Source organism: Porphyrobacter sp. YT40, assembly GCF_006542605.1.
Lineage (GTDB): Bacteria > Pseudomonadota > Alphaproteobacteria > Sphingomonadales > Sphingomonadaceae > Erythrobacter.
On record NZ_CP041222.1, the window covers coordinates 133,782 to 147,264 of the forward strand.

The window sequence follows — 13,483 nt, forward strand, 5'->3', positions numbered from 1 at the left end:
GTAACTGCGCAACTTCGCTGATTTTTGTGCACTGCACAAAAACACTTGACTTCGCAGCCGCACTCGCTATTTTGTGCAGTGCAACATGAAGCGAGGTCGTCATGTCCGAAGTTGAACAGAATGCCGAAGTGAAGGCCCCGGTCTCCAAGATCGATGCCGCTGCCGAAAAGGCCTACGCCGAAGCGTCGTCCAAGACCGCTGCGCCGAAGGTCGATGTGGCCGCCGTCGCCGAGGCTGTTGCCGCGCCCGAGAAGGCTCCGGCCGCCCGCAAGGCGACCCCGGCCAAGAAGGCTGCCGCCAAGACCGTCAAGAAGACGGCGACCAAAACCGCCAAGTCCTCGGTCAAGAAGCCGGCGCTGGTCAAGAAGGCTGCCGCCAAGGTGAGCAAGCCCGCCGCCAAGAAGCCCACCGCGAAGACCAACCCCGTCACCAAGCTCAAGGATACCATCATGGCCACTGCCAAGAACACCGACATCACCGCCACCGCCAAGGAAGTTCTCGCCGACGTCCAGGCCCGCGCCAAGACCGCGGCCGCCAAGGGCACCGTGCTCGCCAACGAAGCGACCGAGTTCACCAAGGCGAACGTCGAAGCCGTCGTCGAAAGCGGCAAGATCTTCTTCACCGGCGCGCAGGAACTGCTCAAGGACAACGTCGAGACCGGCAAGACCGTGTTCGAATCCGTCACCGAAGACGCCAAGAAGGTCGCAGCCGTGAAGTCGCCGACCGAGCTGTTCCAGCTGCAGGGCGAAATCGCCCGTCGCAACTTCGATGCGATGGTCTCCTACGGCTCGAAGCGCACCGAAGCCTGGGTGAAGCTCTACAACGAAGCCTTCGCCCCGATCTCGAACCGCGTCAGCGTCGCGGCCGAGAAGATCAAGACGGCTGCCTAAGCCTCAAAAGTTCCTGAACCGGGCCTCTCTCCTCTCTCCCAACCCGGTTCACGAGAGCGCGCCGCAAGGCGGCCCGAGCAAGCACGGCTTGCTCGGGCCTTTTTCTTGGGTGCTCGCGGCCGGGCCAAGGCGCAAAATGAATCCAAGCAACCGCTTGCACCTGCCCGCGCGAATCCCATAATGGAAGCTCATGCCAACCCGCACCTTTCCCGTCCTCGCCGATCAGGCCGAGCCGCTGCTGCCGCTCGGCATGGCCGTGCGCGCGGAGGATGAAGGCAAGGACAGCGACGGACAGGGTCAGGTCGGCGTCGCCACCAAGACCCGCGCCAAGCCCAAGAAGCCGAGCCAGTACAAGGTGCTGATGCTCAACGACGATTACACGCCGATGGAATTCGTGGTGCTGGTGCTGAAGCGCTTTTTCTCGATGGATCTGGAACAGGCCACCCGCGTGATGCTCCACGTCCACCAGCGCGGGGTCGGTGTGTGTGGGATATTCACTTACGAAGTGGCCGAGACCAAGGTCAATCAGGTGATGGACTTCGCCCGCCAGAACCAGCACCCGCTGCAATGCACGCTCGAAAAGGCATGAGCGCGCGGGCGTGAGGCAAGCCCACCACCCCGATCCCGATCCAATCCTGCCGGGGCAGGAAAGCGTCTGGGACTATCCCCGCCCCGCCATCGCAGAGCCGACCGCGCGCCATATCCGCATCGTCCACAAGGGCGTGGTGCTGGCCGATACCCGCGCGGCGTGGCGGACGCTCGAAACCTCGCATCCGCCGACCTATTACCTCCCGCAAAGCGACATCGCGATGGCGCACCTTGCGCCCAATCCCGCGCGCTCGCTGTGCGAATGGAAGGGGCAGGCGGCCTATTGGGATGTGACCATCGGCGGCGACCGCTTCGCGCAGGCCGGCTGGAGCTACCCCTCTCCCACCCCGCCCTTTGCCGGGATTGCGGGCCATATCGCCTTCTACGCCGCGCCGTTCGACGACGTGACGGTGGATGGCGAGCAGGTGACGCCGCAGCCGGGCGGCTTCTACGGCGGCTGGATCACTGCGGCCGAGGCGGGGCCGTTCAAGGGCATTCCCGGCAGCCGCTTCTGGTGAATCCGCCTCGCACCGCCAATCGCGCGCGAAATGGGGGCATGACGGCGCCGCGCTCCCTCGCTATGGCCGTGTGACAATCGACGGAACCTCACGTGCCCCACCTCTTCCCCAGCATCGACCGCTATATCCTGCGGCTGACGATCGTGCCGATGCTGGGCGTCTTCGCGCTCGCCGCCAGCCTGCTGACGCTCGACAAGATGCTGCGCCTGTTCGATTTCGTCGCGGTCGAGGGCGGGCCGGTGGGCGTGGTGTTCAAGATGCTGGGCGCGCTGATCCCCGAATATGCCAGCCTTGCCATCCCGCTGGGGCTGTTGCTCGGGGTGCTGCTGGCCTTCCGCAAGCTGGCGACATCCTCCGAACTCGACACGATGCGCGCGGTCGGCCTGTCCTACAACCGGCTGTTGCGGATGCCCTACCTCATCACGCTGGTGATGGTCGCGCTCAACATCATGCTGGTGTTCTACATCCAGCCGATCAGCCGCTATTATTACGAGCAGATGGAATACGAATTGCGCTCGGGCGCGCTCGGGGCGTCGATCAAGGTGGGCGAGTTTACCACCATCGCCGATCGCATGGCGCTCCGCATCGAAGAGAGCGAGGATGACGGGCGCAAGCTCATCGGCATTTTCGCCCGCGTCGCCAATGCCAAGGGGCAGGTGCTGAGCATCTCGGCGCGCGAGGGGGCGTTCCTTGCCACCCGCGACAATCCCGACACCATCATCCTGCGCCTGACCGAAGGCACGATCATCCAGGACACGGGCATGAGCGGCCAGACCCCGCGGGTGCTGAGCTTCAGCCGCCACGATCTGCCGATCGATCTCCCCGCGATCGAGGCTTTCCGCGCGCGCGGCGATGCGACGCGCGAATATATCCTGCCCGAACTGCTGCGCATCGGCTGGAGCGACGAGAGCCCCGCCCAGGCGCGCGATGCGAGCCTTGCCAGCTTCAATTTCCGGCTGGTCGAGATCGTGATGATGTTCCTGATGCCGCTGCTGGCGGTGGCGCTCGCGATCCCGCCCAAACGGTCGACCAGCGCGCTCGGCGTGTTCGTGTCGATCGTGATGGTGGTCGCCTATCACAAGATCAACCAATACGGCGAAGACATCGCCTCGCTGGGGCGGCTCGATCCGATCCTGGCCTTCTGGGTGCCTTTTGCGGTGTTCGCCGGGTTGATCCTGTGGATGTATTACCGCGTCGCCTATGTGCCGGGCGGACAGGCGATCGGGGCGCTGGAGACCGCCTTCGCCAAGCTGTCGAAGCAGGTCGGCAAGCTGTTCAGGCGCCGCCGCCCGGGTGCTTCGACCACCGCAGCGGCCCCGGCGGAGTAGGCGCGCGATGCAGCTCGATTTCTTCCCTTCGCGCACGCTGACGCTCTATCTCGCCAAGCTGTTCGTGGTGCGCATTCTGGCAGTGCTGGTGATGCTGGTGCTGGTGCTGCTGGCGCTCGACCTCTTGTCCGCCACCGGCAAGATCCTCGCCGCGCCGGGCAACGGGCAGGCGGAGATCCTGCAATATGCCTCGCTGCGCCTGCCGCAGCTGGTCAGCCGTTTCTTGCCCTATTCGGTGCTGCTGGCGACGCTGATCACACTGGTGACGCTCAACCAGAACTCCGAGGTGGTGGCGATGAAGGCCGCCGGACTCTCCGCCCATCAGGTGCTCGCCCCGCTGCTGCTGACCGCGGCGGTGGTGTCGGTGGTGAGCTTCGGCTTCAACGAGCGGATCGTCACCCGCGCCAATGCGACGCTTAAGGCGTGGGAGGCGGCGGAATATGGCCCCATCCCCGAAGCCACCGGCGGCGGCGGGGTGCGCGCCAATGTTTATTTCACCGACGGGGAGAACATCCTCACCGCCGCGACGCTTTCGGGCGGGGGCGAGAATATCGTGCTCACCGGCGTCACTTGGTATGCCCGCGCGCCGGGCGGGATCATCCGCCAACAGGTAAGAGCGCCGCGCGCGACCTATGCTTCTCCCGGCTGGCGGCTAGAGCAGCCGGTGCGCTTCGATGTCGCGGGCGCGCTGACCGAGCCTCTGCCCGAACTGGTGGTGGGCGAGTATCTGACCCCCGCGCGGATCATGCTGCAATCGATCGACCCGGACGCGCAGAGTTTCTGGGAATTGAGCGACAGCATCGACGCCTATGAAGCCGCCGGGCGCAACACCGATGAGATGCGCGCCAAGTGGTGGCACCGCCTGTCGGGGCCATTGTCGGCGCTGTTGATGCCATTGCTGGGCTCGATCGCCGCCTTCGGCCTCGCGCGTTCGGGCCAGCTGTTCGTGCGCGCGATCATCGGCATGGCGCTGGGCTTTGCCTATTTCGTGGTCGACAATGCCGCGCTGGCGATGGGCAGCTTCGGCGGATACCCCCCGTTGCTCGCCGCCTGGGCGCCGTTTTTCCTGTTCCTGCTGCTGGGCGAGACCGTGCTGGTGCGGACCGAGGAGTGAGCTGGTCGCTGCGTCTTGCGCGGGCCGAGGATGCCGCGGCCATGCCGGCAATCGAGCGGGCGGCGGCGGTGGCCTTCGCCGGCGAGCCCACCATCGACCCCGCCCGCACCCGCGCAGAGGCGGACTATGCCCGCCTGATTCGCCGGGGCCATTCGCTGGTCGCCCATGTGGGCGAGGCGATGGCGGGCTTCCTCGTCGCCCAGCCATTCAGCCGCGAACTGCATATCTGGGAAATGGGCGTGGCCCCCGCCTATCAGCGGCGCGGGATTGGGGCCGGGCTGGTGCGCGCGGCGATGATCGACGCGCGCAACACCGGCTTCAAGGCGCTCACCCTCACCACCTTCCGCGATCTGGCGTGGAACGGGCCGTTTTATGCGCGGCTGGGCTTCGAGGAAGTCACCGCGCTCGACGCCCATCCGCGGCTGGCGGGCGAACTCGCGAACGAGGTGGACGACGGCCTCCCCGCCGACCGCCGCTGCGCGATGATCTGTTTTCTCGACTAGTGGCGAGGGGCGCGGCTTACGCCCGCCGCCCCATCGTGCTCTTGGCGATCCGCCCGACCAGCACCAGCATTCCGGGATGGTTCGCGCCTTCATAGGTCGAGCCCGTCCCCAGCTCGCGCGCCAGACGGCGGTGCGCTTCGGGCAGGTCGTGATAGGGCATCGAGGGCATCAGGTGGTGCAGCGCGTGATAGCGCAGGCCCACCGGGGCCCAGATTTCCGCGACGAAGCCCGGCGGGGGGACATTGACCGAATCGAGGAACTGCGCGGTCACCGTCATCGCCTCGCCCTCGTTCTCCCACAGGTGCGCGACGAGCGTGCGCAGCTGGTTGAGCAGCGCAGTGAGCGACAGGATCGCCAGCGCGGTGGCGAGCGGCTGCCAGCCGATCACGAAGACGCTCGCGATCAGGCACCACGACCAGACGAACACCCCGGCCTCCTGCCAGCGCACGCGGCCGATAAAATCGCCTTCGGGCGGGCGGCGGCGGAATTCGGGGTTGATCGACAGCGCCGAGAACCGCTCCCAGGTGAAGGTGCGCACCGCCGGGATCACGGCCCCGAGCGGCACCAGCACCGCCGCGCGCACGATCAGCGCCACCGGCGCGAGGATCGCGACGAGCACGAAAAGCGGCAGGCTCCACGGCTTCATCAGCGCGAGCGGCAGATATTCGGGATCCTCCACCGTGCCATATTGCGTGCGCTTGTGGTGGATGGTGTGGACGCCTTCATACATGAAGCTGGGCGTCAGCAAGGGCACGCCGACCAAGAGGTTCCAGCCCGTGCGGAAGCCCGGCAGCGCGTCGCGGTGGATATGGGTCAGCTCGTGAATGAACATCAGCGCGCGGTAGAGCGCCAGCGCCGCGACCAGCCCTGCGGCGATCTGCACCGCCAGATTGCCGCTCAGGATCGCGACCGCAATCCCGGCATAGCCCACGCCTGCCGAGATCAGCATGTCTGGCCAGTAGATGCCGGGCTTCGCCTCGCCCAGCCCCTTGGTCAGGTCGCGCACCGCGCGCAGCATCGCCTTGTCGTCCTCGGCCATGAACTGGGCGCGGGTGGCCCTCGCGGGCGGGGCGGGGGTGGTCTGATGCATGGTCATCGGCATGAATTCCTGAGGCTCCCCCTAGCGGAAAAGGGGTGCAAGGCCAAATGAGGGTTGTTGGTGACAGTGATCGACAGCCTTGCGCGAATGGCGCGGTCGCGACACAGACACCTTGATCAAGCGCAAATACGAGGATGGCGGCGTGACGGATGTGCTGGCCCGTGAGGCAGAAATAAGGATCGAACCCGTTAACGACAAGCGCCAGCGCGCCGCTTTCGTCGATCTGGGCCGTGCCTTTTCCGATCGCCTTGAGCATTTCGTGCCGCAAATCCGCTCCGAACAGCTCGAACTGGTCGATCCGGCGAAGAACCCCTTCTTCGGCCATGCGCGGGTGCAATTGTTCATGGCGATGCGCGCCGGAAAGCCGGTCGGACGGATCTCGGCGCATATCGACGAACTGGCGCTCGCCATGCCCGCCGATCAGGGCTTCGGCCCCGGCACGGGCTTTTTCGGCTATTTCGACGCCGAGGATGAAGACGTTGCCCGCGCGCTGCTGGCGGCGGCCGAGGCTTGGCTGGCGGGCGAGGGAATGACGCGGGTGCTCGGCCCGATCTCGCTGTCGATCTGGGAGGAACCGGGCCTGCTGGTGAAGGGGCAGGACCACGCGCCGATGATCATGATGGGCCATCACCCGGCGCATTACGCGGCGTGGATCGAGGCCGCGGGCTATGCGCGCGCCAAGACGCTCTACACCTATGATCTCGACATCACCAAGCCCTTCCCCCCGCTGATCCAGCGGATCGTGCAATCGGGGCACAAGAACGCGCGGATCAACGTGCGGCGCGTGCGCAAGAAGGATTGGGACGCGGAGGTGGCGATCATCCTCGGTATTCTCAACGATGCCTGGTCGGACAACTGGGGCTTCGTCCCCTTCAGCCCCGCAGAGGTCGCCTATGCGGGCAAGAAGCTGCGCCCGATCATCCATGAAGAGCTCAACATGATCGCCGAGGTCGATGGCCGCCCGGTGGCCTTCATGCTGACCTTCCCCGACATCAACGACGCTTTGGCGAAGATTAGGGGCAAGCTCTTCCCCTTCGGCTGGTTCCACATGCTGCGTTGGCTGAAGCATCCGAAGGGCGCCGGGATGCGGGTGCCGCTGATGGGGGTGCTAAAGGAACTCCACAACAGCCGGATGGCGAGCCAGCTGGCCTTCATGATGATCGAGGAAATCCGCGAGCAGGCCAAGACCAAGTTCGCCTCGACCCGCGGGGAAATCGGCTGGGTGCTGGAAGACAACCAGGGCATGGTCGCGATCGCCGACACCATCCAGAGCCAGATGAACCGCGAATATGCGATCTACGAGCGAAAGTTGGTTTGAATGAGCCACCGTCGGTGGGGCGGGCGGTCTGCATCACGCGCCAGCGCGATTTCCAGAAAAAAGGCCTCCGTTGCATGACAACGGAGGCCTTTCGGGATCGTATCACCAGCCGCTTGGACGGGAGGGGGGTCTCGGCGGTGACAGAAGCTAAATGCGCCAGCGAAATCGCGGTTCCCGTAGCGGCAAAAATTTTTTTCATGCCCTTCATTTTTTGCAGGAAGCCGCAGGAATCGAACATCTTACGAGATAGGCGCGACGGCGCGGCGGGGAACCGCTATGGCCGTGATTCGGTTGTCGGAGCGGTGCTGATCGAGCCGCCCGGAAGGAATTGAGGAGACGCCGATGTCGCTTGGAAGCCAGATTGCCGCAAACCTGCCGTTCCTGCGCCGCTATGCCCGCGCGCTGACCGGGTCGCAGGCGAGCGGCGATGCCTTCGTGCGCGAAATGCTCGAAGCGGTGCTGGCGGATGACGACCTGCGGGCCAGCCTCGCGGGGGGGCGCGTGCCGCTCTACCGCGCCTTCAGCAAGGTCTGGGCCAGCGCCTCGGGCCCGCTGGCGACGGGCGAGAAAGCCGCGCAGGATCTGGGCAGCGAGCACGAGGCCGGCGCACAGGCGCGGCTCGGCGCGATCACGCCGCCTGCGCGTCAGGCGTTGCTGCTGACCACGCTCGAAGAATTCACCAGCGCCGAGGCCGCCGCGATCCTCGAACGCACGCCGGACGAGATCGACGAGATGGTCGCCGAAGCCATCGCCGAGGTGGAGCGCGAACAGACCACAAGCGTGCTGATCATCGAGGACGAACCGCTGATCGCGATGCAGCTGGAAGACCTTGTCACCAGCATCGGCCACACCGTCAGCGGCACCGCCGCCACCCGCACGCAGGCCCGCGCCGCGGTGGCCGAGGCGATGCCGGGACTGGTGCTCGCCGATATCCAGCTGGCCGACGGATCGTCGGGGCTGGATGCGGTGGACGATATCCTCGCCGTCGGGTCGATGCCGGTGATCTTCATCACCGCCTATCCCGAACGCCTGCTGACCGGCGACCGGCCCGAGCCGACCTATCTGGTCACCAAGCCGTTTCAGGAAGCCACCGTGCGCGCGGCAATCAGCCAGGCGCTGTTCTTTGGGAGCACTAGGCCGTTGTGACCATTTCCCGTTCGTGCTGAGCTTGTCGAAGCACCGCACTTTCTTGAAGTGAGGGTGGTGCGGGAAAAAACGGCCCTTCGACAGGCTCAGGGCGAACGGAGAAAAAGGGGAGCGCTAAGGCTTCCTCACCCGCCGGTCGATTTCCCTCTCGCGAATACGGAAGTCCGCAGGCCGCCGCACCGGCACGCGCAGCACGCAGCGCACACCGGCGGGGTCGAATTCGAGCGTGACCGGCTGGCGCAATTCGTGCGCGACGACCTTCTGGATCAGCTCGGTGCCGAAGCCCCGGCGGCGCTGCTGCGCGACGGGCGGCCCGCCGGTTTCCTGCCATTCTACCTCGGCCCAGGTGGTTTCGGCAGCCTCATCGTCGCCGCGGCTCCAGCGGATCGTGACCTGCCCGCCGGGCACGCTGAGCGCGCCATATTTGGCCGCATTGGTCGCCAATTCATGCACCGCAAGGCCGAAGGAGAGCGCGTCGTTGGGCGCCAGTTCGAGATCGGGCCCTTCGAGCAGGATCGCATCGTCCAGCGCCTCGCGGAAATGCTGCAACTCCGCCTCGATCACGGCGCGGATCGGGGTGGTGCCCCAGTCGGTGACGGTGAGCAGATCATGCGTCGCCGACAGCGCCCGGATGCGCCCTTCGAGACTGTCGGCGAAATCGTCGAGCCCGCTCGCGCGGCGGCGGGTCAGCGACAGGATCGACAGCACGTTGGCGAGCGTGTTCTTGACCCGGTGATTGAGCTCGCGCGTCAGGGAATTGCGGATCGAATGCTGTTCCTCGAAAAAGGCCAACCGCGCCTGATCCTCGAACGCCTGCTGGGTCAGCAGCCGCGCCAGCAGCATCAGCAAGCTCGCCAGCGCGAGGCCGAACATCAGCGTCACCATCGACAGCGGAGAGAGCACCTGATGATCGGCATGTTCGATCACCAGCATCAGCTTGCGGTCGGCGATGGTGACTTCCTGCTCCACCGTCTCGCGCGCAGAGCCGCTGATCGAACGGGCGACGAGCAGATGCCCGGTCGAAACCTCGCCGTCATACAGTCGCACCCCGAATCCGCCGGCCCCTTCGCGATCGATCGCGGCGTCGAGAAACTCGCGCGCGCGGAAGGGGGTGTAGACGAAGCCCGACAGCCCGCGATCCTCGCTGCCCGAAAGGCGGAACACCGGCATGTAGATCGCAAAGGCGGGGGCGGCGGGGCTGTTGTCGCGGCGCAGCATGATCCGCCCCGATGCGGCGGGGCGCAGGGTCACTTCGGCTTCGGCCATGGCGGCGGCGCGGGCGGGGTCGGAATACATGTCGTAGCCCAGCGCGCGCCGGTTGAGCGGGGTGTCGGGCGCGAACATCGCCACCGGCGCGATCCGTCCGGTGTTGCTCGCAGGCGTCGGGGTGATCGCCGGGTAATCGGGCTGGCGCGCGCGGGTGCGGGCGAGGAAGCCGGGCAGATCGCGCGGCTCCAGCACCGGGATCCAGCCGATTCCTTCGGCCCCGGTATCCTCGGCATTGAGCTTGAGCGCGCGCACGAAGCTGTCGAAGGTTTCCGGGCTGACCTCGTCCACGCTCGCAAACAGCGCCGCCCCGGCGCGCAGGTAGGAGGTGAAACCACTGCCCGACCGGTCGAGCGCGGCGGCGAGGCCTTGCGCATATTCGCGCATCTGCGCGCGTTCGCGGGCGCGGGCGTTGCTTTCGATCGCGAACACGCTGAGCGCGGTGATCGCGGCCAGCGCGAGGAAGATCACCAGGGGAATCGCGCGCGGATAGAGCACCAGCCAGCGCCGCGCCCGGCGCGATGCGGGCGGCGGCGCGGCGGCCGGATCGGCATCGGTGCGGAGAGCGAGCGGGTCGATGGCGTTCAATTCCTGTCCGGGCGGGCGGCCCAAGCGCGGCACCAAATGGTGCGCAAAGGCCGCTGGCGGAACCAAACTGGTAGCGCATCGTTCCCGAATCGTCCAAACTCGACTCCTGCGGGTCTCGGCGGAAGGCATCCGGCCAAGCCCCGACAGATGAAGTGGCCCCATGTTTTCGGGGCCCGGACTATGGGATCAGGGACGAAATCAGACCATCATGGCCGCACGACGCAATCAGGGTGGAGGACATGGCGGGGGCGACAACGGCGCCCCGCGGCGCCCGCCCGAATGGGCTGACGGGCTGAAACAGCTTTACGATTCGGTGGTCGAGGAAGCCCTGCCCGACAATTTCAAGGATCTGCTCGACGCGCTCGACAGCATCCCGCCCGCGCCATCCTCCGATGGCCCGGACAGCCGCGGATGAGCGCAGCGGACACCACCGGCGCGAGGCGATCGGCCTCGGAAAAATCCGATTTCAAGCGCGAGCTGACAGAGGTGGTGCCGCATCTGCGCGCCTTTGCGCGGGGCCTGTGCGGACGGCCCGACGTGGCCGACGATCTGGTGCAGGAGACCTTGCTTAAGGCCTGGGCGGCGCAGGAGCGGTTCGAACCGGGCACCTCGATGCGCGCCTGGACCTTCGTGATCTTGCGCAACGCCTATCTCACCGACATGCGCCGCAACCGCTTTCGCGGCGAGTATGACGAGGGCGTAGCCGAACGCATCCTGACCGCACCTGCCGGGCAGGAGGAGCCGATCCACCTCAGCGATCTCCACCGCGCCTTGCTCACCCTCCCCGCCGAACGGCGCGAGGCGCTGCTGCTGGTCGGCGCGGGCGGCTTTTCCTACGAGGAAGCGGCGGCGATCTGCGGCTGCGCGGTCGGCACGATCAAGAGCCGCGTCGGCCGCGCCCGCGCCGCGCTCAGCGAAATGCTGACGAGCGGCAACATCCCGCAACGCTCGACCGATGACGATATCGCCCACAGCGCAATCCTCGAAGAGCTGGATACCGTGGCATCGGGCAACGGGGTCAGTTCGCGGGGGTGAGGCCCGACAGAAAAAGGCCCGGAAGCGTTTCCGCTCCGGGCCTTGATCATTCCGGAAACTTCAAAATCAAGCGTATTTCCACACCGTGCCGCGCGCGAGGTTTTCGCTGGCGAAGGCCCAGTTGAGCTTGTTCTCGACCACCGCGTCCAGATAGCTCGGGCGCTTGTTCTGGTGATCGAGGTAATAGGCGTGCTCCCACACGTCGAGCACCAGCAGCGGGTTGAAATCGCTGTCGGCGAGCGTGTCGGCATCGTGGGTTTCCTCGATCGAGAGCTTGCCGCCCTTTTCCGCCAGCCACACCCAGCCGCTGGCGAAGTGGCCCGCACCGCGATCCTTGAGCTTGGCCTTGAGATCGTCGACCGAGCCGAAGGCGTCGTTGATCTTGGCGACCAGATCATCCGAAGGCGCGGTGGTTTCGGCGGCCATCGAGTGCCAGTAGAAGCCGTGGTTCCAAGTCTGCGCAGAATTGTTAAACAGGCCCTGATTGCTGCCACGCGCGGCGGCGATCACCTCTTCGAGCGACTTGTCGGCGTGATCCGTGCCCTCGATCGCGGCGTTGGTCTTGTCGACATAGGCCTGGTGGTGCTTGCCGTGGTGGAACGACAGGGTCTCGGCCGAAATCGCCGGGGCAAGCGCGGTATCGGGATAGGGGAGCGGGGAAAGTTCGAAAGCCATGGGTCGTCCTCCAGAGGCAGTGGTTGCGGATTATGATAGGGTAACGCAGATCAGCGCGAATTGTTCATTCTTCAAGTCGGCTCATGCGCACCGTCTGCCGCACGGTCAACCGCGCTGGTAACGGCGACATTCATCGTGACATTGCCCAGCGTGCGCATCAGATCGGGCAGCATCTCCACCGCGACCAGCAGGGCGAGCGGCTCGACCGGCACGCCCATCGCCAGCGCGATCGGCCCGATCGAGACGACGAAGCTGATGGAACCCGGCAGGCTTACCGCGGAAAGGCTGATGATGCCGGCGATCAGGATCCCGGCCACCGCGATGGCAGGCGAAATCTCGATCCCCGCCAGCGCGGCGATGTAATAGACCACCGCGAGGTTCATCGCGGCGCTGGTGGCGCGGAAGATCACCACCGCCAGCGGCAGGACGAATTCCGACGTCGAGGGCCTGAGGCCGAGCCGGCTGGCAGAATCGAGCATCGCGGGCAGGCTGGCGAGCGAGGACTGGGTCGACAGCGCCACCGCCTGCGCGGGCAGCACCGCGTTGGCAAAGCGCGGCCCCGTCCGCCCCAGCGCGATCGCGATGACATAGGCCAGAACCAGAATGAAAGTGCCCATCGCGGTGACTGTCAGCACGTAATGGCCCAAGGCCGCGAAAGCCCCGCCGCCGCTCTGCACGCCGACGCCGTAGGCCAGCGCGAAGACGCCGACCGGCGCGATGGCGAGCACCCAGCCGATGATCATCAGCATGACATTGCCCAGCGCATGGAAGAACCCCAGCAGCCGCTCGCCCTGATCTTCCGGCAGGCGGGTGATGGCGACCGCGAACATCACGAAGAACAGCGTCAGCGGCAGCATCGCGGTTTCGGCGGCGGCGGCAATCACGTTGGGCGAAACCAGCGAGGCCATGAAGTCGAGCACCCCCGGCACCTCGCCCACGTCCTGCGGACTGTCGGCAAGGAAAGCGCTCGCGCCCGCGGGCACCGGGAAAGCCTTGAGCAGCGCGGGCATGAACAGCGCGGTGAAGGCCCCGCCCGCCAGCTGCACCGCGATCATCACTGCCAGCATCCGCCGCGCCGCGGTGCCGACCCGCGCGGCGAGGATCATCTGGACGAGGCCCAGCACCAGCAGCGCGGCGACCAGCGGGATGATCGTCATTTGCAAGGCGCGCAGCCACAGTCCGCCGACGAGCCCGGCGATCTCGGTAACGAGGGCGGGCGCACCGCTCGCCGCGCCGACGATCCCGGCGATCAACCCGCCCACCAGCGCCGCGAAGGTCAGCGCCACGGGCAGGCGGATCGATACCAGCGCAAACTTGCCCTGCCCGCCCGCCTCGGCTGCGGGCTGTGTGCTTTCACTTTCCAGCAATGGCCTATCCTTAAACGGGCTGCGCGCCCTTCCCTTCGGGCGATAACC

At 66.2% G+C, this 13,483-nt stretch carries 15 protein-coding genes; 11 read left to right on the forward strand and 4 right to left on the reverse strand.

Features of this window, described 5'->3' with window-relative positions; genetic code table 11:
- Window positions 1-101 precede the first annotated feature (101 nt).
- The 6 genes from E2E27_RS00640 to E2E27_RS00665 all read left to right on the forward strand — a co-directional run bounded on the left by E2E27_RS00640 (window position 102) and on the right by E2E27_RS00665 (window position 4,941).
- Entirely contained in the window at window positions 102-890 is a 789-nt protein-coding gene (locus tag E2E27_RS00640) for a phasin family protein (protein ID WP_141457030.1), read from the forward strand.
- A gap of 250 nt (window positions 891-1,140) precedes the next feature.
- Complete coding sequence (gene clpS / locus E2E27_RS00645) at window positions 1,141-1,479, forward strand: ATP-dependent Clp protease adapter ClpS (protein WP_141461452.1); 339 nt, start codon at window positions 1,141-1,143, stop codon at window positions 1,477-1,479.
- Between the two features lie 10 nt (window positions 1,480-1,489).
- On the forward strand, window positions 1,490-1,996 hold the full coding sequence (locus E2E27_RS00650) for a DUF427 domain-containing protein (protein WP_234036128.1): 507 nt from the start codon (window positions 1,490-1,492) through the stop codon (window positions 1,994-1,996).
- Between the two features lie 149 nt (window positions 1,997-2,145).
- Complete coding sequence (locus E2E27_RS00655; protein WP_502705544.1) at window positions 2,146-3,324, forward strand: LptF/LptG family permease; 1,179 nt, start codon at window positions 2,146-2,148, stop codon at window positions 3,322-3,324.
- 7 nt (window positions 3,325-3,331) lie between these two features.
- The gene (gene lptG, locus E2E27_RS00660; protein ID WP_141457034.1) at window positions 3,332-4,438 is read left to right on the forward strand and encodes an LPS export ABC transporter permease LptG; all 1,107 of its coding nucleotides are present in this window, start codon (window positions 3,332-3,334) and stop codon (window positions 4,436-4,438) included.
- Complete coding sequence (locus tag E2E27_RS00665; RefSeq protein WP_234036129.1) at window positions 4,435-4,941, forward strand: GNAT family N-acetyltransferase; 507 nt, start codon at window positions 4,435-4,437, stop codon at window positions 4,939-4,941. The genes lptG and E2E27_RS00665 overlap by 4 nt, the downstream gene beginning before the upstream one ends.
- 16 nt (window positions 4,942-4,957) lie before the next feature.
- Here the strand turns inward: E2E27_RS00665 and E2E27_RS00670 are convergent, their stop codons facing one another.
- Window positions 4,958-6,031: a fatty acid desaturase family protein gene (locus E2E27_RS00670; protein ID WP_234036280.1), complete on the reverse strand. Its 1,074-nt coding sequence runs from the start codon at window positions 6,029-6,031 to the stop codon at window positions 4,958-4,960.
- Between the two features lie 121 nt (window positions 6,032-6,152).
- Here E2E27_RS00670 and E2E27_RS00675 point away from each other — a divergent pair, with 121 nt between their 5' ends.
- From E2E27_RS00675 to E2E27_RS00685, 3 genes are all read left to right on the forward strand, one after another.
- Window positions 6,153-7,358 (forward strand): N-acetyltransferase, encoded by a 1,206-nt coding sequence (locus E2E27_RS00675; protein WP_141457039.1) that lies wholly within the window; start codon window positions 6,153-6,155, stop codon window positions 7,356-7,358.
- A 74-nt stretch (window positions 7,359-7,432) separates the two neighbouring features.
- Window positions 7,433-7,690, forward strand: a complete 258-nt coding sequence (locus E2E27_RS00680; protein WP_141457041.1) for a hypothetical protein — start codon at window positions 7,433-7,435, stop codon at window positions 7,688-7,690.
- A 10-nt stretch (window positions 7,691-7,700) separates the two neighbouring features.
- Window positions 7,701-8,504 carry a response regulator gene (locus E2E27_RS00685; protein ID WP_141457043.1) on the forward strand — a complete coding sequence of 268 codons (804 nt, stop codon included), beginning with the start codon at window positions 7,701-7,703 and terminating at the stop codon, window positions 8,502-8,504.
- Between the two features lie 114 nt (window positions 8,505-8,618).
- On the opposite strand, the gene E2E27_RS00690 is transcribed toward E2E27_RS00685, so the two are convergent.
- Window positions 8,619-10,391 carry a CHASE domain-containing protein gene (locus E2E27_RS00690; protein WP_286172801.1) on the reverse strand — a complete coding sequence of 591 codons (1,773 nt, stop codon included), beginning with the start codon at window positions 10,389-10,391 and terminating at the stop codon, window positions 8,619-8,621.
- Between the two features lie 175 nt (window positions 10,392-10,566).
- Here E2E27_RS00690 and E2E27_RS00695 point away from each other — a divergent pair, with 175 nt between their 5' ends.
- Window positions 10,567-10,773: a NepR family anti-sigma factor gene (locus tag E2E27_RS00695; protein ID WP_141457045.1), complete on the forward strand. Its 207-nt coding sequence runs from the start codon at window positions 10,567-10,569 to the stop codon at window positions 10,771-10,773.
- Window positions 10,770-11,393 carry a sigma-70 family RNA polymerase sigma factor gene (locus tag E2E27_RS00700; RefSeq protein ID WP_141457047.1) on the forward strand — a complete coding sequence of 208 codons (624 nt, stop codon included), beginning with the start codon at window positions 10,770-10,772 and terminating at the stop codon, window positions 11,391-11,393. Before E2E27_RS00695 ends, E2E27_RS00700 begins: the two co-directional genes overlap by 4 nt.
- Window positions 11,394-11,459: 66 nt before the next feature.
- On the opposite strand, the gene E2E27_RS00705 is transcribed toward E2E27_RS00700, so the two are convergent.
- Both E2E27_RS00705 and E2E27_RS00710 read right to left on the reverse strand, forming a co-directional pair.
- Window positions 11,460-12,068 carry a superoxide dismutase gene (locus E2E27_RS00705; protein ID WP_141457049.1) on the reverse strand — a complete coding sequence of 203 codons (609 nt, stop codon included), beginning with the start codon at window positions 12,066-12,068 and terminating at the stop codon, window positions 11,460-11,462.
- A gap of 71 nt (window positions 12,069-12,139) precedes the next feature.
- The gene (locus E2E27_RS00710) at window positions 12,140-13,435 is read right to left on the reverse strand and encodes a dicarboxylate/amino acid:cation symporter (RefSeq protein WP_141457051.1); all 1,296 of its coding nucleotides are present in this window, start codon (window positions 13,433-13,435) and stop codon (window positions 12,140-12,142) included.
- Between the last annotated feature and the right edge of the window lie 48 nt (window positions 13,436-13,483).